Source organism: Streptomyces sp. NPDC028331, assembly GCF_055565775.1.
This window is the reverse complement of record NZ_JBVHTR010000008.1, coordinates 226,980-249,383: the sequence shown is the minus strand read 5'-3', so window position 1 is coordinate 249,383 and position 22,404 is coordinate 226,980. Positions and strand designations below refer to the sequence as shown.

Sequence of the window (22,404 nt, the reverse complement as noted above, 5' to 3'; positions counted from 1 at the left end):
GAAACCTCCAGAGGGAAGACAAGGGAGCGGGTAGGGGTCTACTAGGGGGGGGGGGAAAGCATGGCCTGCGAACAGGGCGGCGACAAAATCCGCCGTGGCCACGGGCGGTCGCGCCTGCCCAGCCGCGGGCAATCGTGCCTCCCCCAGTGCCTTAACGGCCTGGGGGGACCCCCAGGGCGGCACGGGTGGGCGCTGGGGGTGCCCCCTTGCTCGTAGAGCTCGGGGGAGGCACCCCGTCAGCGCCGGGCTGCGCAACCTCCCCCAGGCCCAGCCCACCCCCGGGAACCGAACACCCTCACGTCGCGTATTCAAGAGCGGGGGTGGAACACAACGGCACATCTCAGCAACAAGATCGCACGAAGCCCTGTGCGGACGGCACCCCCCGCGGTGATACTTGCCGCGACGGATGGCCAAGGGGGAGGTCAGGTGACAGAGCTGCAGCAGGGCGGTGCCCTACCGGCGACGCCCCTCGCACCCCGCCGCCCCGCCTTCGCCGAGGCCGCCGACCGCCTCCGTACCGCCGCGGCCACCGAGCCCGGCCGGCTCCGCGTCATCGGCGCCGTCCTCGCCCTGCTCGTGGTCTCCTTCGGTGCCGTCACCGCCTGGCAGATGAGCGACCGCGCGGGCGCCGCCGACGACGTACTGCACCGCAGCCAGCCGCTCAGCGCGGGCGCCGCCGACATCTACCGCTCCCTGGCGGACGCCAACACCACGGCTTCGAGCGGTTTCCTGGCGGGCGGCCAGGAGCCCGCCGCGACCACCCTGCGCTACGAGAAGGACATCCGGACGGCCGCCGCCAAGCTGGTCACCGCCGCGGCCAATGCCGAACCCGGCTCCCCCTCCGCGGCCACCATCACCAAACTCAACACGCTGCTCCCGGAGTACAAGGGCCTCGTCGAACGCGCCCGCGCCAACAACCGCCAGGGCTTCCCCGTCGGCGGCGCCTACCTGCGGGCCGCGAACGAGAAGATGCAGCAGGAGATGCTGCCGGCCGCCCAGGACCTGTACACCAAGGAGAACGAGCGGCTGAGCTCCGACTACCGGAGCGCCACTCCGTACCCCTGGTTCGCCCTCGCCCTCGGTGTCCTCGCGCTCGCCGCCCTCGGCTGGGCCCAGCGCCGCCACTATGTGCGTACCAACCGTGTGTTCAACCACGGCCTGGTCGCCGCCACGACCGCCTCCGCGATCGTGCTGCTGTGGCTGGTCGTCGGCCACAGCGTCGCCCGCGCGAACCTGAACTCCTCGTACGCGCACGGCATCCGCTCGCTGAACGTGCTGCACGACGCCCGCATCGCGTCCCTGAACGCCCGCGGCAACGAGAACCTGACGCTGGTCAGCCGCGGCGCCGAGACCAGGAAGCTGCCCAGCGGGGCGGTCGAGGACGCCTACGACTACGCCTTCCAGCAGGACATGGACGCGCTCGAAGCGAGCCTGGCCAAGGCCGCCTCCCTCGCCGACGACCAGGCCGGCGAGCAGCCCGTGAAGGCCGCCACCGGCAACATGAAGGTGTGGCAGGAGCGCCACAAGCAGGCGCGTACGGCCGACGACGACGGCAACTACCAGGCGGCGCTGAACAAGATCATCGGATCCCGGGCGGACCAGCCCACCGGCGAGTGCTTCGACGGCGTGGACGCGAACCTGGCCAAGGCGCTGGACCACGAGGAGAGTGAGTTCGTGCAGGCGGCGAGCGGCGGCCGGGACGCCATGACGGGGCTCCCGGTGGGCGCGGCCGTCCTCGCCGTGCTGGGCGCCTCCGGCACGGTGCTGGGCGTCGGGCGCAGGCTGTCGGAGTACCGGTGAGAGGGGGAGCGGCGATGATCGCACTGCGTCTGAGGGCGAGCCTGAAGGGCTGGGGCGGTGTGGCGGCGATGCTCGGCGCCTGCGCGCTCACCCTCGTCCTCGCGCTGCTGCTGCCGCTGACCCACCCGCGCGGGAACGGCTCGACGGGCACCGGCGGCCCGGGCCTCGCCAGGGCCACACAGGCCAAGGACGACTCCTGCGGGGGCCATCCGGAGCGGATGAGCCCGCCGCCGTCGAGCGACGAGAGCGGCCCTGCGGTCACGGCCATCAAGCAGCGCGGCTATCTCTCGGTGGGCGTCGACCAGAACAGCTACCACTGGGGTTACCGCGACCCCAACACCAAGGGCAGCGACCTCGAGGGCTTCGACATCGACCTGGCCCGCGAGATCGCCCGGCAGATCATCGGCAGCCCCGACGCCGTCCGCTTCCACGCCATCCCCACCAACCAGCGCATCCCGGCCATCAAGAACCACCAGGTGGACATGGTGGTGCGCACCATGACGATCACCTGCGACCGGCTGGCGGACGTGGCCTTCTCCGAGCCGTACTTCACGACCGGCCAGCAGGTCCTGGCCCCCAAGTCGTCCCCGATCACGGGCTACGACAGGTCGCTCGCCGGCAAGAGGATCTGCTCCGCGCAGGGTTCGACCGCGAACGCGAAGCTGGGCGGGGACAAGAAGGCCGGCCGGCTCGCCGCGTCCGCCGACATCTCCACCACCGTCCCGAACCAGCTCGACTGCCTGGTGAAGCTGCAACTCGGCGAGGTCGACGCGGTGGTCACCGACGGCGCCCTCGCCGCGAGCCAGGCCGCCCAGGACCCGACCGTCGAACTCAAGGGAAAGCCGTTCACGACCGAGTACTACGGCGTGGCGATGAACAAGGATGACAAGGATCTGGTACGCCGGGTCAACCAGGTGCTCGAGGACTACCGCAAGAACGGCTGGCAGGCCTCGTACACCAGGTGGCTCTCCCGGACGCTGGGCGAGGACTCCACGCCGTCACAGCCGCCCTCCACCTGAACCGAGGCACTGAACCGACGCACTGAAGCCACGCAACCGAACCGACGCAACCGAACCGACGCAACCGACCTGGTACCACTGAAGAGTTGCCCCGCGCACCCGATACGCGCGCGGGGAACGACGAGAGCGAGAGGTGATCGATGGGCGTCACGGGACACACCGGGCCGGTGATGGACCGGGACGAGGTGGACCGTGCGCTGGCGCGGCTCGGCGCGGAGCACGAGGCCATAGAGACCTCGCTCCTCGCCCTGCAGGACCACGCGGGCCGCAGACTCCTCGAGGGCGCCGAACTGACCGGCGTCACCAAGGAGCGGTGGACGTCGGCCGAGGCGTCGATCACCCTGCTGTGGACGTACTTCGACGCCTATACGGACACCCTGCGCACCGCGCGCGAGATCCGCTCCCGCAGGCGCTGGTCCAGCCGCGAGGACCTGGTGGAGCTGACCGAACTGCTGCGCGGCCCGAGCGTCACCGTCGCCGGCGGTGCCACGGCGACGGCGAACGCGCCGACCCTCACGGGCACCGGCCGGCTCAGCAAGCAGTTCACGCTGGAACAGCTCGTGGACCGGATGAACGACCTCTACGCGTCCTCGCTGGACATGGTCGTCGCCGCCGACGCGGTGTGGTCGGCGCTGCCCGCCCGGATCGATTTACTCGCCGCGGAGTTGCAGCGCACGCGTCAGCTCGCCCACTCGGTGGGCGTACGCCCCGGCGAGCACCCCGCGGGCGACGATCTGGAGCGCATCACGCGCACCCTGACCAGGCTGCGTGAGCAGGTGGTCTCCGACCCGCTGGCCTACTGGGTCCCGGCCCAGGGGAGTTCGGCCCCCGGCGGCGGCAGGCCGGACACCACGGTGTACGACCGTCAGGCGCGCGCCCTCGAGGACGTGCGCCGGGAGATCGACGCGGTGCTGACGGTGCGGCAGGACGCGGAGAAGCGGCTCGTCAGGCTGCGCGACCTGCTCAGCCGCGCGGACCGCACCCTGGCCGAGGCCCGCAGCGCGCGCGGTGAGGTGCTGGCGAAGATCGCCGCCTCCGAGGTGCCCGCGGTCAGCGGCCCGCCCACCGCGTTGCAGGAACAGTTGGCGACGGCCGCCGAGTACCGCAGACACGCCCAGTGGCACCGCCTCTCGCCGCTCCTGGACTCGTTGGAGCAGAAGGCGGAGGACGAACTCCAGCGGGCCCGCGAGTCGCTGACGGCGGTCACCGCGCCGCTCGCGGTCCGCGCCGAGCTGCGCGGCCGCCTCGACGCGTACAAGGCGAAGGTGGCGCGGCACGGCCTGGCGGAGGACCCGCTGCTGGTCGAGCGGTACGACATCGCCCGCCGCATGCTGTGGAGCGCGCCCTGCGACCTGAGGGCCGCGGAGCAGGCGGTGCTGCGCTACCAGCGGGCGGTCGCGGAGCAGCTCGGCGCGCGCGTTCCCGAGCCGGGTGCACCGGTCGACCGGAGGGGGGAGGCATGAACCAGGCGGGGAGGACGTGCCAGCGGCCCGGCTGCGAGGGGTCGTACGAGGACGTGGGCGGCGGCGAGCTGTACTGCGACACGTGCGGGCTCGCGCCGGTCGTCTCGGCGAAGGGCACGGCGGGCTCGCCGCCGACGGGGGGCACCGAGGGCGGCAAGGACTCCGGGGGCTCGGGAACCGGCGGCTCGCGGCCCGGTTCCCGGCCGTCGTCGCGGTCGTCGCAGTCCCGGCGGTCCTCCCAGTCCCGGAGGTCGGTGTCGGCCCGGTTGTCCGGGAAGTCGACCGGCCGCTCGGTGTCGGTGCGCAGCTCGGGTTCCACCTCCGGGAGTTCGGGGCGCAGCCGGCTCGGCCTCGGCCTGGTGCAGGTCCCGGCGGTGCCGCGGCCCGACCCGCGGGCGATGGTGCTGGAGCGCGCGGAGGTGCCCGAGCGCAAGCGGTTCTGCTCGCGCTCCGACTGCGGGGCCCCGGTGGGGCGGGCGCGCGGTGACCGGCCCGGGCGCACCGAGGGCTTCTGCACGAAGTGCGGCCACCCCTATTCGTTCGTCCCGAAGCTGAGGGCCGGCGACATCGTGCACGGCCAGTACGAGGTCGTGGGCTGCCTGGCGCACGGCGGGCTCGGCTGGATCTACCTGGCGGTGGACCGCGCCGTCTCCGACCGCTGGGTGGTCCTCAAGGGCCTGCTGGACACCGGCGACCAGGACGCGATGGCCGCGGCGATCTCCGAGCGGCGCTTCCTCGCGGAGATCGAGCACGCCAACATCGTGCGCATCTACAACTTCGTCGAGCACCTGGACCAGCGCACCGGCTCGCTCGACGGGTACATCGTCATGGAGTACGTCGGCGGCAAGTCGCTGAAGGAGATCGCCAACGAGCGTCGCACACCGGGCGGGCGACGCGATCCGCTGCCGGTGGAACAGGCGTGCGCGTACGGCATCGAGGCGCTGGAGGCGCTCGGGCACCTGCACAGCCGGAACCTGCTGTACTGCGACTTCAAGGTCGACAACGCCATCCAGACCGAGGACCAGCTCAAGCTGATCGACATGGGCGCTGTGCGCCGGATGGACGACGAGGAGTCGGCCATCTACGGCACGGTCGGCTACCAGGCGCCCGAGGTCGCGGAGGTCGGCCCCTCGGTCGCCTCCGACCTCTACACGGTGGCGCGCACCCTGGCGGTGCTCACCTTCGACTTCCAGGGCTACACGAACGCCTACGCGGACTGTCTGCCCGACCCGGACACCGTCGAGGTGTTCCAGCGGTACGAGTCCTTCTACCGGCTGCTGGTCCGCGCCACCGACCCCGACCCCGCCCGCCGGTTCGCCTCCGCGCAGGAGATGGCGGAGCAGTTGACGGGGGTGCTGCGGGAGGTCGTCGCGCTGGAGACGGGCCGTCCGAGGCCCGCGCTGTCGACGTTGTTCGGGCCGGAACTCCGGGTCACGGACACGGAGTTGTTCCCGACACAGGCCGGTGAGGTGTCGCGGCTGGGGGCACGGGTGGTCCCCGCGCGCCGGTGGCGCCGGGCGGCCGGGGGCGCGCTGCCCGCGGCCCCGGGAACAGCTGGCTCCGGCGCCGGGAGCGCGACGCCCGGCCCACCGGCCTCCGGCACCGGGAGCGCGCCGCCCGCGACGCCGGGCGCACCGGTCTCCGGCGCCGGGGGTGCCGTATCCGGCCCGCCGGTCATCGCCGCCTCCGCGGCCCATGGGCGTCCCACCGCTGTCACCGGTCCCGGAGCGGCCGCGACGACGGGTGGCGCAGCCGCCGCCCCCGCCAACCCGGTCGTCGTCAAGCCGGTCGACGCCCCCGCCGCCGCGCTCGCGCTGCCCGTCCCGCACGTCGACCCCGGCGACCCCAACGCCGGTTTCCTGGCCGGACTCATGGCCTCCGCACCCGCCGAGCTGATCGCCGCCCTGCGGACCGCACCGGCCGCCTCCCCGGAGCTGCGGCTGCGCGAGCTGCGCGCCCGGCTGGAGATGGGCGAGACGGCGGGCGCCGGGCGGGCCCTGGCGGCCCTGGAGGCGGATCACGCCGACGACTGGCGGGTCGTGTGGTACCGGGGCGTCACCGCGCTCGTCACGGGCGACCACGAGGCCGCCGCGCTCTCCTTCGACGCGGTCTACGACGCCTTCCCCGGCGAGCCCGCGCCCAAGCTGGCCCTCGGCCTGTGCGCGGAGGTCCTCGGCCAGCTCGACAACGCCGCCGAGTACTACCGTCTCGTCTGGACGACCGACCCGAGCTACGTCAGCGCGGCGTTCGGTCTGGCCCGCGTCCGGTTCGCCGCCGGTGACCGCCGGGGCGCCGTGCGTACCCTGGAGTCCGTGCCGGAGGCGTCCATCCACTACACCGCGGCCCGCGTCGCCGCCGTGCGGGCGCGGTTGCGGCAGCGCACCGGCCAGGGACCGGACCCGGCCTTCCTGGACGACTTGGTGGCCGCCGCGGGTCAGGTGCAGGCGCTGGAGGCGTACGGTCTGGACGCCGTGCGACGCGAGCAGTTGTCCACAGAGGTCCTGGGCTGCGCGCTGGACTGGGTACTCTCCAGTAGCCAGGGCTCCGCGCCGCCCGGGGCCGACGGGCGGGCGCTGCTCGGCAGCGACCTGGACGAGCGCGGCCTCCGCTTCGGCCTGGAGCGCTCGTACCGGACGCTGGCCAGACTCGCACAGGGCGGCGAGGAGAGGATCGACCTGGTGGAACGTGCCAACCGTTACCGCCCCCGGACGTGGGTGTGATCGATGTCCCAGATGCCACGGTCGACGGCGCTTTCGCGGTGCCCCAGCTGTGAGGAGCCCCTGGAGTCGGGCGACCTCTACTGCGGTGCCTGCGGGTACGACCTGTCGGTGGTGCCCGCCCCGCCGTCGGACCCCCCGACGCTGACCATGAACGGCACGGTGCCGGGGCCCTCTTCGGAGGTGCCCCCGGTCGACTGGCCGGCCGCCCCGCCGGCGGGCGGTCCTCAGGGCCCCGCCCCGGTGCACCTGCCGAACGATCTGCCGGGCACGGACTCCGGCGGCTCGCAGCCGCACGGCGCGCCCGACGGGAGGGGCGTGCGGTTCGACCGTCCCGCGGAGCCCGACGACTACCACCTCGCGGCACCCCGGCCGGCCGACCCGCGCACCGCCGTCCCGTCGGCGCCTGCCGAGGGCGCGAAGGTCTGCGTGGCCTGCCGGGCGGGCAACGTGGACGGCGACGGCTACTGCGAGAACTGCGGCCACGCGCAGCCGCGCGAACGCGACCACCTGGAGCAGGAGTTGGGCTCCGTCGCCGCGGTGAGCGACCGCGGCCTGCGCCACCACCGCAACGAGGACGCGTTCGCGGTCTCCTCCACCGCGCTGCCCGACGGCTCGCCCGCCGTCGTGGCGATCGTCTGCGACGGCGTGTCCTCGGCGACCCGCCCCGACGACGCCTCCCTGGCCGCCGCCCGGGCGGCGGGCGAGGCGCTGCTCGACGCCCTGCCGCGCGGCACCCACCCGCAGCAGGCCATGCACGACGCGATCGTCGCCGCCTCGCACGCCGTCAACTCCCTGGCGGCGGAGCCGGAGACGGCCCAGGAGCACGCCCCGCACCAGAACGCGCCCGCCTGCACCCTGGTCGGCGCCGTCGTCACCGCGAGCCTGCTCGTCGTCGGCTGGGTCGGGGACAGTCGCGCCTACTGGGTCCCGGTGGACCGCGCCGCGCCGCCGGCCCGGCTCACGGAGGACGACTCGTGGGCGGCGCAGATGGTCGCCGCGGGCCTGATGAACGAGGCGCAGGCGTACGCCGACGAGCGTGCCCACGCGATCACGGGCTGGCTCGGCGCGGACGCCTACGAACTCGACCCGCACACCGCGTCCTTCAAGCCGGACCGGCCGGGTGTCGTGGTGGTGTGCACGGACGGGCTGTGGAACTACGCGGAGGCCGCCGAGGAGATGGCCGAGGTGGTGCCGCTCGACGCCGGGGTCCGCCCGCTGCACGCCGCCCGCGTGCTGGTCGGCCACGCCCTGGACGGCGGTGGCCACGACAACGTAACAGTGGCGGTGCTGCCGTTCCCGGCCCTGCCGCAGGGGGCAGGATCCGCCTGAGGGGTGTGTCCGGGGCGCCGTGAGGGGTGGCCCGGACGCACACGGGGCCGGCGGGGGCCGGTCCGAGGGCCGGAGGGGAGCGGCCCGCCACCAGTCGTCACCCACCGCGGTGGGGTTCTCAAGGGGGATCCGATACGGCCATGGCCAATTTCTCGAAGTCGAACGTGCCGCAGTTCTCGGTGGACGTCTACCAGAACGAGTACCTGCCGGAAGGGGGCCGCGAGGTCGACGCCATCGTCACGGTGACGGCGACCGGCGGCGGGACGATCGGCGGCGCCGTCACGGCACCCCACCTCCACACCCCGGGGCGGGGACCGGACGCGGCCGTGGCGATCATGGTCGACTGCTCCGGGTCGATGGACTACCCGCCCACCAAGATGCGCAACGCGCGCGAGGCGACCGCCGCCGCCATCGACACCCTGCGCGACGGCGTGCACTTCGCCGTGATCGGCGGCACCCACGTGGCCAAGGAGGTCTATCCGGGCGGCGGGCGGCTGGCGGTCGCCGACGCGACCACCCGCGGCCAGGCCAAGCAGGCGCTGCGCCGCCTCAGCGCGGGCGGCGGCACCGCCATCGGCACCTGGCTGCGGCTGGCGGAGCGGCTGCTGTCCTCCGCGGACGTCTCCATACGCCACGGCATCCTGCTCACCGACGGCCGCAACGAACACGAGTCGCCCGACGCCCTGAAGGCCACACTGGACGCCTGCGCCGGCCGGTTCACCTGCGACGCGCGGGGGGTGGGCACCGACTGGGAGGTCAGGGAGGTCACCGGGATCGCCTCCGCGCTGCTCGGCACCGCCGACATCGTCGCCGATCCGGCCGCGCTCGCCGCCGACTTCACGCAGATGATGGAGACGGCCATGGGCAAGGAGGTCGCGGACGTCGCACTGCGGCTGTGGACACCCGTCGGCACGGAGATCAGGTTCGTCAAGCAGGTGGCGCCCACCGTCGAGGACCTGACCGGCCGGCGGGTCGAGGCGGGCCCGCGTGCCGGGGACTACCCCACCGGCTCCTGGGGCGACGAGTCCCGCGACTACCACGTCTGCGTCCGGGTCCCGCCCGCGAACATCGGCCAGGAGATGCTGGCCGCGCGCGTGTCGTTGGTCATACCCCAGGGCGACGGGAGTGCGCGGAACCTCGGCGCGCAGGGGCTCGTCCGGGCGGTGTGGACCGACGACATGGTGGCCTCCACGTCGATCAACGCCCAGGTCGCCCACTACACGGGGCAGGCGGAACTGGCCCACGTCATCCAGCAGGGGCTGGATCTACGCAAAGAAGGCGATTTCGATGGAGCAACGGCCAAACTGGGCCGTGCGGTTCAGCTCGCGAATGCCTCAGGGAACGCAGATACTGCGAAACTGCTTGCGAAGGTGGTGGACGTGGTCGACGCCGCGACAGGTACTGTGCGACTGAAAGCGAAGGTCGCGGAGGCCGACGAGATGACGCTCGAGACACGGTCCACAAAGACTGTTCGTGTAAAGAAGTGACATAACAGCCAGCCCGACCCCCAGGGGTTGGAGAACCACGCCGGTCCCGAGGGCCGGAAGAAGGAGAGGGGGACGCGCCGACATGCCGACCTGCCCGAACGGACACCAGTCGGGTTCCGACGACTGGTGCGAGGTCTGCGGTCACCGTATGGCCGGTGCCGTACCCCCGCCGCCGCCCCCGCCGCCCGCCGCCGGTTACGGCTACCCGCCGCCGGGTTCGCCCCCGCCGCCTCCGGGCGCGGGCGGCCGCCCCGGGGGAGGCCCGTTGTCCGCCGAGCCAGAGCTGTGCCCGCAGTGCCGTACGCCCCGCGAGGGCGGCGCCCCGTTCTGCGAGGAGTGCCGGTGGAACTTCCTGACCAACACGGCGACCTCGTACACGCCCGCCGCCCCGCGCCAGCCGGCGCCCAACCCGGCGCTGCGCTTCCAGCAGGGCGGTCCGACCGGGCCCGGCCCGGACGCGTACGACTACCACAGCTCCCGGCCGTCTCAGGTGAACCGGCCCGCGGAACCGATCCCGCCGTCCCCGCCGTTCGGCAGCGAGCCGTCGGGACCGACGAGGTTCGGCCAGGATCCCCCGCGCCCGTTCGGCCAGGATCCCTCGCGCCCGTCCGGTCCGCCCGGCCCCGCCGGTCCGCCCGGCTTCGGCGCCGACCCGTCGCGTCCGGTCCCGCCGCCCGGGCCCACACCCGGCGGTCCCGGTGGCGCCGGCGGCCCGGGTGCGTCCGGTGGTCCGCAGACCACGGCTCCGGGCGTCCCGTCGGGCTTCCCGCAGGGCGCACCGCCCTCCGCCTTCCAGCGGCCCGGTCCCCCGCCTCCCCCGCCGCCGACCCAGGGTGGTTTCCCGCCGCCCGCCCCGCCGCAGTCCGGCGGTCCGTCCTTCGGCGGCGGTGACGACGACTGGGTGATCTCGCCGCCGTCGTCCGCACCGGGGCCCGGCGGCCCGGGTGGCCCTGGCGGCCAGGGCGGTGGCTACGGCTACCCGCAGCCCGGTTCCACCCAGGCCCCGCCGCGCCCCTACGAGCCGCAGCAGCCGGCGACCTGGACCGCGACCATCGGTCCGGACCGCGAGTACTTCATGGCGATGATGCAGCGCTCCGGCCCCGAGGCCGCGGGCCTCAACCTGCCCGCGTACTCGCCCGAGCAGCAGCGCACACTCACCGGCAACCAGGTCACCATCGGCCGCCGCCGCCACTCCACCGGCGACACGCCCGACATCGACCTGTCGGTGCCGCCGGAGGACCCGGGCGTCTCGCACCAGCACGCCATGCTGGTGCAGCAGCCGGACGGGTCCTGGGCGGTCGTCGACCAGAACTCCACCAACGGCACCACGGTCAACGGTTCGGAGGAGCCCATCCAGCCCTTTGTGCCGGTGCCCCTGCAGGACGGGGACCGGGTGCACGTCGGAGCCTGGACGACGATCACCATCCGCCGGGGCTGAAGGGCCGGGAGGAGCGACGGTCAGGGGAGGGGCCAGGCGTACGGCCCCTCCGGGTCGTCCAGCCACGCCCAGGAACGGTCGCCGCCGACCGTGATGCCGAACCGCTCCCGCCCGGGCCGTTCCTCGCGCTCCCACAGCGTGTACGCCTCGTACGGGTCGAGGCTGCCCCGCGTCAGGGCCAGCAGGAACCGGAACTGGTCGCTGCCGCGGGCGCGCTGCGGCAGCCCGCCCAGATCCCGGGACTCCGGCTCGGGCCGGGTGCCGCCGCGCAACGGCACGAAGAAGGCGGGCGTGCGCAGGAAGCGTCCCTCGGCCTTCCCGGCGTCCCTTACCCACAGGACGACCAGCCCGGTCGCGAACGGCGTGAGGATGCGCGCGCCGGGAGTGCACTGCGCCAGCCAGGCGCCCGGGAGCGAACTCAGCGAACAGGTGGCGATGATGCGGTCGAACGGGGCGCGCTCCGGTACGCCGCGCGCTCCGTCGCCCGTCATCACGGCCGGGTGGTATCCGGCGGCCGCAAGGTGCTGCCGCGCGGACTCGGTGATCTCCGGGTCGAGGTCGATGGTGGTGACCCGGTCGTCGCCGAGGCGGTGGGCGAGCAGGGCCGCGTTGTAGCCGGTGCCGGCGCCGATCTCCAGTACGGCGTTCCCGTCCTCGACCCTCAGCTCGGTCAGCATCTCCGCCATGAGGGAGGGCTGGCTGCTGGAGGAGACCAGCTCGCCGTCGCGCATCCGGGTGGCCAGCGGGGCGTCGGTGTAGGCGCCGCGCAGCCACTGCTCCCTGCGATCCGGGGCGGGGTCGCCGCACCATCGGCGCTCGTAGCCGCCCCGCACGCCGATGTAGTAGTACGGCACGAACAGATGGCGCGGCACCGCCGCGAACGCCTCCCGCCACACGGGATCCGCGCTCCAGGCGCCGCTCGCGTCGATCTCCCGCACGAGTTCCGCCCGCGCGGACGCGGCGAGGTTCTCCAGGTCCTGGTCGAGAGCGTGGGTGGCCATACCTCCACTGTGCTGCGGCTCACACTAGGAAGCGAGCACGCCGCGCGCCCGATGCGGAATCCGTCCTTCTGGTGCCTGGTCCCTGATCCTGGCCCCTGGTCCTAAGCCTTGCGTCCTCGGTCGGCGGGTCTGAGACCATGGAGCACGTGAAAGAGATTCGGCGCGGCACGCTTCAGGAGCAGACCTTCTACGAGCAGGTCGGCGGTGAGGAGACCTTCCGCCGCCTGGTCCACCGTTTCTACGAGGGAGTCGCCGAGGATCCGGTCCTGCGGCCCATGTACCCGGAAGAGGACCTGGGCCCGGCGGAAGAGCGCCTCGCCCTGTTCCTGATCCAGTACTGGGGCGGCCCGACGACGTACAGCGCGCAGCGCGGCCACCCCCGGCTGCGGATGCGCCACGCCCCGTTCGCGGTGGACCAGGCCGCACACGACGCCTGGCTGAAGCACATGCGGGTCGCGGTGGAGGAACTCGGCCTCTCCGAGGAGCACGAGACCACGCTGTGGAACTACCTGACCTACGCCGCCGCGACGATGGTGAACACCCCGGGGTGAGCCCCCAGGTCAGCGGACGCTGACGTTCAGCGCGCCGAGTCCGGCCCTGCGGACGGCGATCGACCCGTACGGCGTGCGCAGCCGGAGCCACGCGCCGGACGAGAGCAGCGCGACCGGCTCCTCGGCGGGCACCCCCCGCGCCGGACGCAGGAAGCCGAGCGACTGCGCCGCGTGCACGGCCCGCACCGGCAGCTCGGTGTCCCCCACCGGGCGGGACCAGATCTCCCGGCCGATCCGGTCGAGTTCGGCGCGGGTGCGCCGTTCGGCCGGCAGCTCCTCCGTACGGGACCTGAACTCGGCCACCGCCGCGGCCACGGTGGCCCGCAGCGCCTCGGGCGCCGAAAGCCCCGGCTCGGGCCGCCAGCCGGCGCGCGGCGGCAGGACCCCCGCCCAGGGCGGCCCGGTGACGGCGGCGGGCACGGCGGCCGTGGCCGCCGACTCGTCCACGGACTCCAGGAGTTCACCCGCCGCCACGGTCACATCGAGCCGGACCTCGAGCCCGTCCTCGTACGGCTTGGCGAGCCGCACCGCACGGACGGCGAGCACCTCGAACGACGGCGGCCGTCCGAAGACCGCCAGCGTCGTCCCGGTCGCCTGCAGACGCACAGCGGCCCCACGGTCGTAGTGGAGCAGCCGCGAGAGGAAGGCGGCGAGGTCGGCCGCCTCCCCGTCGTCGGCGAGGTGGAGCACCGTCATGCGGCGACGGCCCCCTCCTCGTCGTCCCGGTACTCCTGGAGGAACGCGCGCTCCTCCGCCGTGATCCGGCGGGGCCGCTGCTCCTCGAAGTCGAACGGCACGACGACCGTCGAGGCCCGGACGTAGACCTGGTCGCCGTCCTTGACCTCGTAGCCGACCGTGAAGGACGCCGCCTTGATCTCCGCCACCCACAGCTCGATGTCCACCGGCTCGGGCCGGTGGACGAGCTGCCGCTTGTAGTCGATCTCGTGCCGTGCCACCACGGACCCCTGCCTGAACTGCTTGTCCGGGCGGCTCAGGAAGTCGATCCGGGCTTCCTCCAGGTAGCTGAGGAACACCGCGTTGTTGACGTGGCCGTATGCGTCCATGTCCCGCCAGCGCAGCGGGCAGCGGTAGATGTGGCGCAAGATCAGCCCCGGGTCAGCTTCCGGTAGGTGGCGCGGTGCGGACGGGCCGCGTCCGGGCCGAGCCGCTCGATCTTGTTCTTCTCGTAGGACTCGAAGTTGCCCTCGAACCAGAACCACTTGGACTCACCCTCGTAGGCGAGGATGTGCGTGGCGACCCGGTCCAGGAACCACCGGTCGTGGGAGACGACGACGGCGCAGCCGGGGAACTCGAGCAGCGCGTTCTCCAGCGACGACAGCGTCTCCACGTCGAGGTCGTTGGTGGGCTCGTCGAGGAGCAGCAGGTTGCCGCCCTGCTTCAGGGTGAGCGCGAGGTTGAGGCGGTTGCGCTCACCGCCGGAGAGGACGCCGGCCGGCTTCTGCTGGTCCGGTCCCTTGAACCCGAAGGCGGAGACGTACGCCCGGGACGGCATCTCGACCTGCCCGACGTTGATGTAGTCGAGCCCGTCGGAGACGACCTCCCACAGCGTCTTCTTCGGGTCGATGTTGGCGCGGCCCTGGTCGACGTACGAGATCTTGACGGTCTCGCCGACCTTGATCTCGCCGGAGTCCGGCTTCTCCAGGCCCTGGATCATCTTGAACAGGGTGGTCTTGCCGGCGCCGTTCGGACCGATGACACCCACGATGCCGTTGCGCGGCAGCGTGAACGAAAGCCCGTCGACGAGGACCTTCTCGCCGAAGGACTTGTGCAGGTCGTCGACCTCGACCACGACGTTGCCCAGGCGCGGGCCCGGCGGGATCTGGATCTCCTCGAAGTCCAGCTTCCGCATCTTGTCGGCCTCGGCGGCCATCTCCTCGTAGCGGGCCAGACGTGCCTTGGACTTGGCCTGACGCCCCTTGGCGTTCGACCGCACCCACTCGAGCTCTTCCTTGAGGCGCTTCTGCCGCTTGGCGTCCTTCTGGCCCTCGACCTTCAGGCGGGCGGCCTTGGTCTCGAGGTACTTGGAGTAGTTGCCCTCGTAGGGGTAGAGGCGGCCGCGGTCGACCTCGCAGATCCACTGGGCGACGTTGTCGAGGAAGTACCGGTCGTGGGTGACGGCCACGACGGTGCCCGGGTACTTGGCCAGGTGCTGCTCCAGCCAGTTCACCGACTCGGCGTCGAGGTGGTTGGTGGGCTCGTCGAGCAGGAGCAGGTCTGGCTGCTGCAGCAGCAGCTTGCACAGCGCGACGCGGCGCCGCTCACCACCGGACAGGTTGGTGACCGGCCAGTCGCCGGGCGGGCAGCCCAGCGCGTCCATGGCCTGCTCGAGCTGCGCGTCGAGGTCCCAGGCGTTGGCGTGGTCGAGCTGCTCCTGCAGCTTGCCCATCTCGTCCATGAGCTCGTCGGTGTACTCGACCGCCATCTGCTCGGCGATCTCGTTGAACCGGTCGAGCTTGCCCTTGATCTCGGCAACGCCCTCCTGGACGTTCTCCAGGACGGTCTTCTCCTCGTTCAGCGGAGGCTCCTGGAGGAGGATGCCCACGGTGTAGCCGGGCGTGAGGAAGGCGTCACCGTTGGACGGCTGCTCCAATCCGGCCATGATCTTGAGGATCGTCGACTTTCCGGCACCGTTCGGGCCGACGACACCGATCTTCGCTCCCGGGTAGAAGCTGGTCGTCACGTCGTCAAGGATGACCTTGTCGCCGTGAGCCTTGCGCGCCTTGCGCATGGTGTAAATGAACTCAGCCAAGAGAAACCGTCCGGCAGCTTGAAATCTGGCAGTGGGCAGATACACCCCATCTTGCCGTACGGCCACCCCTGGGCGGAAACGCGTTAGCTCCGGGGCCGCTGACCTGGGGTTTCACCGGTGACGGCGGTGGCCGTCCGTCACTGTCGGTCGCCGCGGGCCGACCGCGGGCGACATCGGGCGACATCGGCCGACCTCGCACGGCCGGGGGACGGCCCGGCCTTCCGTAGCCTACGCAGGCCATGCACCCCGCAGGCCGAGGTCGGCGCCGCTGCGGAGATCCGGGAAGCCCTGGGCGATGAGGGCCGCGGGCCCGAGGCAGGCATGACGAGTCGCTGCTCCGGCCGGGTCACCGGCGCAGCCGAGCTGCCGGTCCCTGATGACAGCAGTACGGAGCTTCTCCGCTACGGAGCGCAGCGTCGCAAAGCCCTATTGGCCACGTCCAGCCGCCGCGCCCCCGCCGGACCGGGCGCGCAACGATCACGGTGAGGGGTGCGGCTCATGCCTGAGATCAAGCCTGGACCTTGCGGGCGAGCAGGTGAACCGATTGGAACTGTCGCCGGTCGGTGGGCTCTGGCTCGCTGACCAAACGGGCCACCTCGGCCAACCCGGACTTGCGCAGCATCGCGGCGAGGTGATCCGGCCACCACCGGTAGGCCGGCGCGACGGTGTGGTCGAAGGCCTGCGTCGGCTGAGACGGGTCGTCGCCGGCCCAGAGGCCCACCAGAAGGTGGCCTCCCGGTGCCAGCACCCGGTGGAACTCGTCCAGGATCGCGGGCAGTTCATGCGGTGGAGTGTGGATGATGGACCAACGGGAGAGTACGCCGCCCAGCGCGCCGTCGGCGATGTTCACCGCCGCCATCGAGCCCACGTCGAACCGGAGGTTCGGATGGGCCTGCCGGGCCAACCCGATCATCGCGGGAGAGGCGTCGACGCCACATGCCGACAGCCCGAGCTCGTCCAGGTGAGCCGTGATATGGCCGGGTCCGCAGCCCAGATCCGCCACCCGACCGTTGCCGCCGGCCCTTACGACCTCGGCGAAGGCACTCAAGACCGCACGTTCCAGGGGCCTGCGGCGCAACTCGTCGCGGAACAGCCGCGCGTACAGGGGAGCGGCAGCGTCGTAGGCCTCGCGGGTGGCACCGAGGGCATCGTGTTCGACCATGGCCGCGACTGTATTCCCGACGCCGAGCCCGGCTGTCGGTCATGGCGAAACGTGGCGATGCCACTCCCGCGTTCAGTAGGCGTGCCGGTCGGGCTTCGCCGTCCAGGCCTCGTACGCCTTCGCGCCCAACTCCGGGTAGATCTGCTGGATGTGGATCCGCCGCTGGTCCATCGGCTTGGCGAAGTCCTCGTACCGGAAGGAGTCGTCGAAGCCGATCTCCCTCGTGGCCGCCAGGTCGCAACTGAAGTAGACGTCGTCGATGCGCGACCAGTAGATGGCGCTCATGCACATCGGGCAGGGCGCGCCGCTGATGTAGATGGAGCAGCCTCGGAGCATTCGGGCCCGCTCGGGAACCGGGTCGGGTGACCCTTCGGGACGCGGCACATACGCGAGGGTGCCCTCGTCCTGGTGCTCCTCGGAGATGGTGGGCGCCTGGGGGTTCAGGAGCTGGGACGCTTTGCGGATGGACTCCACCTCGGCGTGCGCGGTCGGATCTCCGGTGAGGAGCACACGGTTCTGGCCACGGGCGATGATCTCGCCGTCCCGGGTGATCACGGCGCCGAACGGGCCACCCCACCCGTGCTCCACCGACTCCGTGGCCAGCCGCACCGCCTCGGCCAGGAATTCCCTGTGCCCCATGACGACCTTCGCCTCACACCGACTGACACTGCCGCCTTCATTCCGTTTGTCCGATAAGTTCCCTTCTGTTTACGCTACTCGGTATGAGCGCCAGCGCCAACCGCGATCCCGGCGGAGCGGGAGCCACCGTCGTCATCTCCCAGAAGGTGGCCCCCGGGCGCGAGGAGGACTACAAGCGCTGGCAGGAGCAGGTGAATCGGGCCGTACGGGACTTCGACGGCTTCGAGGGCACTGAGCTGTACCCGCCCGCCTCCGAGGAGGACAACCAGTGGGTCGTGGTGTTCCGTTTCTCGGGCGTCGACCAGTTGAGTTCATGGCTCCACTCGGAGACGCGCCGGGGCTTTCTCCGTGAGGGCCGCGAACTGTTCGAGGAGGAGCCGTCGCAGGAGGTTCTCAGCGGCGGGAAACCGGCTCAGCAAGCGGTGACGGCGGTCATCTCGCACGAGGTGAAGCCGGGCAGGGAACCGGACTTCGTGCGCTGGCAGGAGAAGACCCTCAAAACACAGGAGAAGTTCGCGGGGTTCATGGGCTCCGAACTCTTCGCGCCGGTGGAGGGGATCCAGGACCGCTGGGTCGTCGTGTTCCGGTTCGACACGCGTCAGCACCTCGATCAGTGGCTGAAGTCGGACGTCCGCACGAAACTGCTGGAAGAGGGACGCGAATATTTCGTCGGCTACGACGTCCGCGAGATCGCATCGGCCTTCAGCGGATGGTTCCGTTTCGGTAAAGGGGAACAGGCGGGCGTCCCGCCCAACTGGAAGCAGGCCATGTCCGTTCTCCTCGCGCTCTATCCCACCGTCATGGTGCTCAACCTCACCGTGGGCCGTGTCCTCACGGATGCCGGTGTTGCGGGGTACCTCGGCCTCTTCGTGGGAAACGTGCTGAGCGTCGCGATTCTGACGTGGGTTCTGATGCCGGTGGTCAATCGCGCGCTGTCCTTCTGGCTGGCGCCGGACAGGCCGCGTTCACTGCGCGTCGACCTTGCGGGCGCGACCGTGGTGGCCGTGTGTTACGCGGCCCTCATCGCCGTTTTCGGCCTCACCGCCTGAGGGAGCCGCGCATCACCGGACCACACGTCTTCAGCAGCGTCATCGGCATCGGCGGCCTCCGCGCGTTCTCCGCCCACGGCGTGAAACGGGATACTCGTGGCAAGGAGCAGGGGTGATGAGCCACCACAGGCGGCTACGCGGCCTTGAGGGAATGTGGGTCCGGCGGGGCGACCCCGGTTACCAGGACGTCCACAGGACCGCGGTGTGGAACGGCCTCACACCGGCCCGGTTCCCGGACGTCATCGTCCGTCCGGCCTCGGCCGGCGATGTCAGTGACGCGATCCGCCTGGCCCGGTCGGAGGGACTCCGGGTCGCCATGCGGTCGGGTGGACACAGTTGGTGCGGGTCACCGCTGCGCGACGGCGGAATGCTCATCGACCTGTCCGGGCTCCGCACGTGCACGGTCGACCCCGTCTCGGCGACGGCGAGGGTGCAACCCGGGATCACGGGCGGTGAGCTCACACCCCAACTCGGCCGTCACGGGTTCGCCTTCCCCACGGGCCACTGCGGCTCCGTCGCCGTCGGCGGGTACCTCCTCAGCGGAGGGCTCGGGTGGAACTCCGGAGTCCGAGGACCGGCCTGCGCCGACGTGGTGGAGATCGAGGCCGTCACCGCGGACGGCGACCAGGTCATCTGCAACGAGCGCCGGCACCGGGACCTGTTCTGGGCGGCGCGCGGAGCGGGACCCGGATTCTTCGCCGCGGTCACCGCCTTCCGCCTCAGGCTGTATCCGCGTCCCGGGGTGATCACGAGCACCACATGGACCTTCCCCCTCGCCGACGTCGCCCAGGTGACGCAGTGGGGGACCGCGGTCTCCGCAGAACTCCCCCCGAGCGTGGAGTTGAGCTTCTCCCTTGCCTCGGCGCACCCCGGCAAGGCGCCGGACCCCAAGGTGGTGGCCGTGACGGGCACCGCCTTCGCCTCCTCCCGGCAGGAGGCGCACGACTTCCTGGGACCGCTCCGGGTCTGCCCCATCGCCGAACGCTCCCTCTCCCGGCAGCCGGACGAGCCGATGACGTTCGAGAGCCTGTACGGCCTCTCGGCCGCCCTGTGGGGCCCGGATCACCGTTATGCGGCGGAGACGCTGTGGTCGGACGCCGACTACCCCACGCTGCTCGGGCGGCTCGCCGACGCCTTCCGCGCGGCCCCGTCGAGCAGGTCGTTGGTCCTCGCGCCGCTCTCACCGGCCGGTCGGCCACCCCAGGACATGGCCTTCTCGGCGCTCGGTGACAGCTACGTCGTCCTGTACGCCGTCTGGGACGACCCCCGCCAGGACGCCGCCAACATCACCTGGCTGCGACAAGCCCTGCACACGGTCGAGCCCCTGGGGACAGGGCACTACATCGCCGAGGCCGACCTCACCGCCGCACCGTCCCGCGCCCGCCGGTCCTTCGCCCCGGACGACTGGCGCCGGCTGCGGGAACTCAAGGCGCAGTACGACCCCAACGGGGTCTTCTGGTCCTACCTGTCACCGGATGATGCCGGTCCGTGACGATTTCCGCCCACGACCGCCTCGTACCGCTCAGTCCTGCGCCCCTGTCTGCCTCCCGCGGACCAGGAGGAGGACCGCGCCGCCGATCACGACCAGGGCTATCGCCGTGCCCGCGATGAGCGGGGTCGCGTTCGACGTGCCCGTCTCGGCGAGGTTGGTGTCCGTCGCCGTGCCGCCCACCGTGGCCGGGCTGGGTTCGCTGAGCGTCTGGATCTTCAAGCCGCCCATGCTGCTCTCCGTCCTGCAGTCGAGGACGCCCCTGACCCACTTCCGGTAGCCGGACGGGCCCTTGATCGTGAAGTCGTAGGGCTGATCCTCCTGCAACGGGATGCTCACCTTCTGTGAGGCGCCCGCGGGGATCGTGTGCTCGGCGCCCATCAACTCGAACGTGAACGCCTTGTCACCCTTGTTCACCGCGGTGATGTCCACGGCGCCCTCGGCGCAGTCCCGCTGGGCCGACAGGGCCGGTATCGCACCCTTCTTGGCCCAGGTCGCCGTGGCGGTGGCCGAGACGGAGGACTCGCTGGAGCCGGCGAGTATCTGGGTCTGGCTGCGGGTCTCGGAGACGAAGGCCCGGCCGACCGGCACGGTGGTCGACGCCTGAACACTCACTTGGGCCCAACCGTCCTGCGCTGTCTTCGGCACCTGGAAGTAGATCCGGCTGCCGTCGGCCGCGGTCGTGACCGGCTTGCCGTTCTTGTCCACGATCTTCACTCCGGTCATGGCGGCGTCCGCCGGCGGGGTCACCGCGACACTGTCCGCGTTCGTGTGCACCGTGACCGGCCCGAGCCGCTCGCCCGGATGGCCCGAGACCGCCGACGGACCGAGGGTCAGGGACGCGGCGGGCTCCGGAAGGTCACGGGCGTGCTTCTCCAGGTAGTCCGCGAGTCTTTCGGCCTGCGGGTCGACCGCGTCCACGTCGGCGCCGTCCGAATAGCGCCAGATGGCCACCTGGGTGCCGGCCGCCGCGTCCTGCTCGGTCAGCCCCTTGGCCTTGGCCCTGACCGCCAGCTCCGCCAGATTGTTCACCTGCGGGTAGGAGTTCTGCAGGATCCAGCGGATCTTTCCGGCGTTCTTGTTGCCGTTCAAGGAAGTGCCGCTCCACGACGTCTCGTCGTACCTGGCCTCCCTCTGCGTGGGGTTGTGGATGTCGACGCCGTACGTCTGCAGGGTGCCGCCGTCGTCGACGGACATCTCGAACAGGCCCGCCGGCACCTGCTCGTCCGTGCCGCCGTCGTGGATGACGGCGGCGCCGTACGTCTTGAGGCCGCCGATGGTCGCGGACGCCCCGCCCTCGCTCTGCGGCGTCCCCTCCGCGGCCGTCGCCGCGGTGGCCAGCAGGCCCGACGCGACGACACCGGACACCAGCGTCGCGGCGGCGAGGCGGGCGGCCCCTCGCCTACGCTCGGACGGCGCAGAGAACGCAGCAAACACAGAATTCCCCTTCGAGCAGGACCCGTTGACGTGGGGGGCTGGTCCCACCAGCAGAGTCAGAAGCCCCGAGAGCTATGCCCGGCATCCTAGGGACGCCGCGATACCCCACTCCCCGATCATGTGACCGAACGCCAGATCCGACTCGTAATCGTTATCGCTCACACAGCCTGTGAGCTGCGCTTTTCAGCCATGGATGGGGATCGTCGGGATATGGGCCGACACATGCGGTGATAAACGGCAGTCGGGCCGGTAGGGGTCAACCGTTCAACCGGCCCGCCTGACTTCATGTCACCCCTGCGGGCTCCAGGCGCTGTTGGTCCACCGCTTCCGGCGGCTGCGTCTCCTCCGGCATCCGACTCGCCGGTTCCGTCTCCCAGTTGGGCTCCGGCTGCGCTGTCACCGCGGTCTGCGACTCGGGCCGGGACGACCGCCGGAAGGCGGACGTGCCGCGCGACAGGTCGTGGCCGATCGCCGCCGCGTCCAGATCAGCCGACAGCCAGCCCTGGCCGTCGCGCTGCTCGGTCCGCACCTTCAACCGACCCTGGACGACGAGCGGATCGCCCACCGCCACCGACGCGGCGACGTTCGTGGCCAGCGAGCGCCGGGCCCACACGGTGAAGAAGTTGGTGTGCCCGTCCGTCCACACGTTCTTCTCGCGGTCCAGATACCGCGCCGTCACCGCCAGCCGGAAGCGGGCGGTGGGTCCCGTCGGCGACTCCCGGTACACCGGCTGGGTGGCGACGTTGCCGACCACGCACACCATCGTCTCGTTCATGGCGAAACCCCTCCCTCGCCCCGGTTGCGCGCCGGAGCGGAACGCGTACGGGCCCGTCCCGCACGGATGCGTCTGCCGCGGCGGTCACGCCCTGTCGCATGCCGCCGCCGGTGCGACGACCGCGCTTGTCACGATCGCCGCGAAGCCAGACTGCCTCCGCCGGCCCGAGCCCGCTGGACGCTGTGGGCTACCGCCCGGTTGTGGAAAACTCCGCCACCCGAACGAGCCCCTCCGCTCTTCCCGCGCCTGGCCGACGCTCCTGTCAGCTCCCCGAC

Annotated in this window: 18 protein-coding genes; 10 read left to right on the top strand and 8 right to left on the bottom strand. The window is 71.8% G+C overall.

Annotation, left to right across the window (positions count from 1 at the left end; all coding sequences use genetic code 11):
* Window positions 1-426 precede the first annotated feature (426 nt).
* The 7 genes from ACZ4SW_RS14920 to ACZ4SW_RS14890 all read left to right on the top strand — a co-directional run bounded on the left by ACZ4SW_RS14920 (window position 427) and on the right by ACZ4SW_RS14890 (window position 11,256).
* On the top strand, window positions 427-1,800 hold the full coding sequence (locus tag ACZ4SW_RS14920) for a hypothetical protein (protein ID WP_468242491.1): 1,374 nt from the start codon (window positions 427-429) through the stop codon (window positions 1,798-1,800).
* A 14-nt stretch (window positions 1,801-1,814) separates the two neighbouring features.
* On the top strand, window positions 1,815-2,819 hold the full coding sequence (locus ACZ4SW_RS14915; RefSeq protein WP_468242489.1) for a glutamate ABC transporter substrate-binding protein: 1,005 nt from the start codon (window positions 1,815-1,817) through the stop codon (window positions 2,817-2,819).
* 140 nt (window positions 2,820-2,959) lie between these two features.
* The gene (locus ACZ4SW_RS14910) at window positions 2,960-4,282 is read left to right on the top strand and encodes a hypothetical protein (protein WP_468242486.1); all 1,323 of its coding nucleotides are present in this window, start codon (window positions 2,960-2,962) and stop codon (window positions 4,280-4,282) included.
* Window positions 4,279-7,002, top strand: a complete 2,724-nt coding sequence (locus ACZ4SW_RS14905; protein ID WP_468242483.1) for a serine/threonine-protein kinase — start codon at window positions 4,279-4,281, stop codon at window positions 7,000-7,002. The genes ACZ4SW_RS14910 and ACZ4SW_RS14905 overlap by 4 nt, the downstream gene beginning before the upstream one ends.
* A gap of 3 nt (window positions 7,003-7,005) precedes the next feature.
* A complete protein-coding gene (locus ACZ4SW_RS14900; RefSeq protein ID WP_468242481.1) occupies window positions 7,006-8,331 on the top strand; it encodes a protein phosphatase 2C domain-containing protein in 1,326 nt (441 codons plus the stop codon).
* A 140-nt stretch (window positions 8,332-8,471) separates the two neighbouring features.
* On the top strand, window positions 8,472-9,818 hold the full coding sequence (locus tag ACZ4SW_RS14895; protein ID WP_468242478.1) for a vWA domain-containing protein: 1,347 nt from the start codon (window positions 8,472-8,474) through the stop codon (window positions 9,816-9,818).
* A gap of 82 nt (window positions 9,819-9,900) precedes the next feature.
* Window positions 9,901-11,256, top strand: a complete 1,356-nt coding sequence (locus ACZ4SW_RS14890) for an FHA domain-containing protein (protein ID WP_468242476.1) — start codon at window positions 9,901-9,903, stop codon at window positions 11,254-11,256.
* Between the two features lie 20 nt (window positions 11,257-11,276).
* Here ACZ4SW_RS14890 and ACZ4SW_RS14885 read toward each other — a convergent pair whose 3' ends face one another.
* Window positions 11,277-12,257, bottom strand: a complete 981-nt coding sequence (locus ACZ4SW_RS14885) for a methyltransferase domain-containing protein (RefSeq protein WP_468242473.1) — start codon at window positions 12,255-12,257, stop codon at window positions 11,277-11,279.
* Window positions 12,258-12,394: 137 nt separating this feature from the next.
* Here ACZ4SW_RS14885 and ACZ4SW_RS14880 point away from each other — a divergent pair, with 137 nt between their 5' ends.
* Window positions 12,395-12,808 (top strand): globin, encoded by a 414-nt coding sequence (locus tag ACZ4SW_RS14880; protein WP_468242471.1) that lies wholly within the window; start codon window positions 12,395-12,397, stop codon window positions 12,806-12,808.
* Between the two features lie 9 nt (window positions 12,809-12,817).
* Here ACZ4SW_RS14880 and ACZ4SW_RS14875 read toward each other — a convergent pair whose 3' ends face one another.
* The 5 genes from ACZ4SW_RS14875 to ACZ4SW_RS14855 form a co-directional block, all read right to left on the bottom strand.
* On the bottom strand, window positions 12,818-13,504 hold the full coding sequence (locus ACZ4SW_RS14875) for a DUF8185 domain-containing protein (RefSeq protein WP_468242469.1): 687 nt from the start codon (window positions 13,502-13,504) through the stop codon (window positions 12,818-12,820).
* Window positions 13,501-13,911, bottom strand: a complete 411-nt coding sequence (locus tag ACZ4SW_RS14870) for an acyl-CoA thioesterase (RefSeq protein WP_468242467.1) — start codon at window positions 13,909-13,911, stop codon at window positions 13,501-13,503. The genes ACZ4SW_RS14875 and ACZ4SW_RS14870 overlap by 4 nt, the downstream gene beginning before the upstream one ends.
* Window positions 13,912-13,913: 2 nt before the next feature.
* The gene (ettA, locus tag ACZ4SW_RS14865) at window positions 13,914-15,578 is read right to left on the bottom strand and encodes an energy-dependent translational throttle protein EttA (protein ID WP_468242465.1); all 1,665 of its coding nucleotides are present in this window, start codon (window positions 15,576-15,578) and stop codon (window positions 13,914-13,916) included.
* Between the two features lie 508 nt (window positions 15,579-16,086).
* On the bottom strand, window positions 16,087-16,740 hold the full coding sequence (locus ACZ4SW_RS14860; RefSeq protein ID WP_468242463.1) for a class I SAM-dependent methyltransferase: 654 nt from the start codon (window positions 16,738-16,740) through the stop codon (window positions 16,087-16,089).
* A gap of 72 nt (window positions 16,741-16,812) precedes the next feature.
* Complete coding sequence (locus ACZ4SW_RS14855) at window positions 16,813-17,379, bottom strand: nucleoside deaminase (protein WP_468242461.1); 567 nt, start codon at window positions 17,377-17,379, stop codon at window positions 16,813-16,815.
* An 83-nt stretch (window positions 17,380-17,462) separates the two neighbouring features.
* On the opposite strand from ACZ4SW_RS14855, the gene ACZ4SW_RS14850 reads away from it, so the two are divergent.
* Window positions 17,463-18,428 (top strand): antibiotic biosynthesis monooxygenase, encoded by a 966-nt coding sequence (locus ACZ4SW_RS14850; RefSeq protein ID WP_468242458.1) that lies wholly within the window; start codon window positions 17,463-17,465, stop codon window positions 18,426-18,428.
* 115 nt (window positions 18,429-18,543) lie between these two features.
* Window positions 18,544-19,920 carry an FAD-binding oxidoreductase gene (locus ACZ4SW_RS14845; protein ID WP_468242456.1) on the top strand — a complete coding sequence of 459 codons (1,377 nt, stop codon included), beginning with the start codon at window positions 18,544-18,546 and terminating at the stop codon, window positions 19,918-19,920.
* Window positions 19,921-19,950: 30 nt separating this feature from the next.
* Here ACZ4SW_RS14845 and ACZ4SW_RS14840 read toward each other — a convergent pair whose 3' ends face one another.
* Window positions 19,951-21,354 carry a TQXA domain-containing protein gene (locus ACZ4SW_RS14840; RefSeq protein ID WP_468242454.1) on the bottom strand — a complete coding sequence of 468 codons (1,404 nt, stop codon included), beginning with the start codon at window positions 21,352-21,354 and terminating at the stop codon, window positions 19,951-19,953.
* A gap of 283 nt (window positions 21,355-21,637) precedes the next feature.
* Entirely contained in the window at window positions 21,638-22,129 is a 492-nt protein-coding gene (locus tag ACZ4SW_RS14835; protein WP_468242451.1) for a single-stranded DNA-binding protein, read from the bottom strand.
* Between the last annotated feature and the right edge of the window lie 275 nt (window positions 22,130-22,404).

Coding starts and splice junctions, on each gene's coding strand:
- ACZ4SW_RS14915 (WP_468242489.1), top strand. CDS start 1,815: ATGATCGCACTGCGTCTGAGGGCGAGCCTGAAGGGCTGGGGCGGTGTG.
- ACZ4SW_RS14910 (WP_468242486.1), top strand. CDS start 2,960: ATGGGCGTCACGGGACACACCGGGCCGGTGATGGACCGGGACGAGGTG.
- ACZ4SW_RS14905 (WP_468242483.1), top strand. CDS start 4,279: ATGAACCAGGCGGGGAGGACGTGCCAGCGGCCCGGCTGCGAGGGGTCG.
- ACZ4SW_RS14900 (WP_468242481.1), top strand. CDS start 7,006: ATGTCCCAGATGCCACGGTCGACGGCGCTTTCGCGGTGCCCCAGCTGT.
- ACZ4SW_RS14895 (WP_468242478.1), top strand. CDS start 8,472: ATGGCCAATTTCTCGAAGTCGAACGTGCCGCAGTTCTCGGTGGACGTC.
- ACZ4SW_RS14890 (WP_468242476.1), top strand. CDS start 9,901: ATGCCGACCTGCCCGAACGGACACCAGTCGGGTTCCGACGACTGGTGC.
- ACZ4SW_RS14885 (WP_468242473.1), bottom strand. CDS start 12,257: ATGGCCACCCACGCTCTCGACCAGGACCTGGAGAACCTCGCCGCGTCC.
- ACZ4SW_RS14880 (WP_468242471.1), top strand. CDS start 12,395: ATGGAGCACGTGAAAGAGATTCGGCGCGGCACGCTTCAGGAGCAGACC.
- ACZ4SW_RS14875 (WP_468242469.1), bottom strand. CDS start 13,504: ATGACGGTGCTCCACCTCGCCGACGACGGGGAGGCGGCCGACCTCGCC.
- ACZ4SW_RS14860 (WP_468242463.1), bottom strand. CDS start 16,740: ATGGTCGAACACGATGCCCTCGGTGCCACCCGCGAGGCCTACGACGCT.
- ACZ4SW_RS14855 (WP_468242461.1), bottom strand. CDS start 17,379: ATGGGGCACAGGGAATTCCTGGCCGAGGCGGTGCGGCTGGCCACGGAG.
- ACZ4SW_RS14850 (WP_468242458.1), top strand. CDS start 17,463: ATGAGCGCCAGCGCCAACCGCGATCCCGGCGGAGCGGGAGCCACCGTC.
- ACZ4SW_RS14845 (WP_468242456.1), top strand. CDS start 18,544: ATGAGCCACCACAGGCGGCTACGCGGCCTTGAGGGAATGTGGGTCCGG.
- ACZ4SW_RS14835 (WP_468242451.1), bottom strand. CDS start 22,129: ATGAACGAGACGATGGTGTGCGTGGTCGGCAACGTCGCCACCCAGCCG.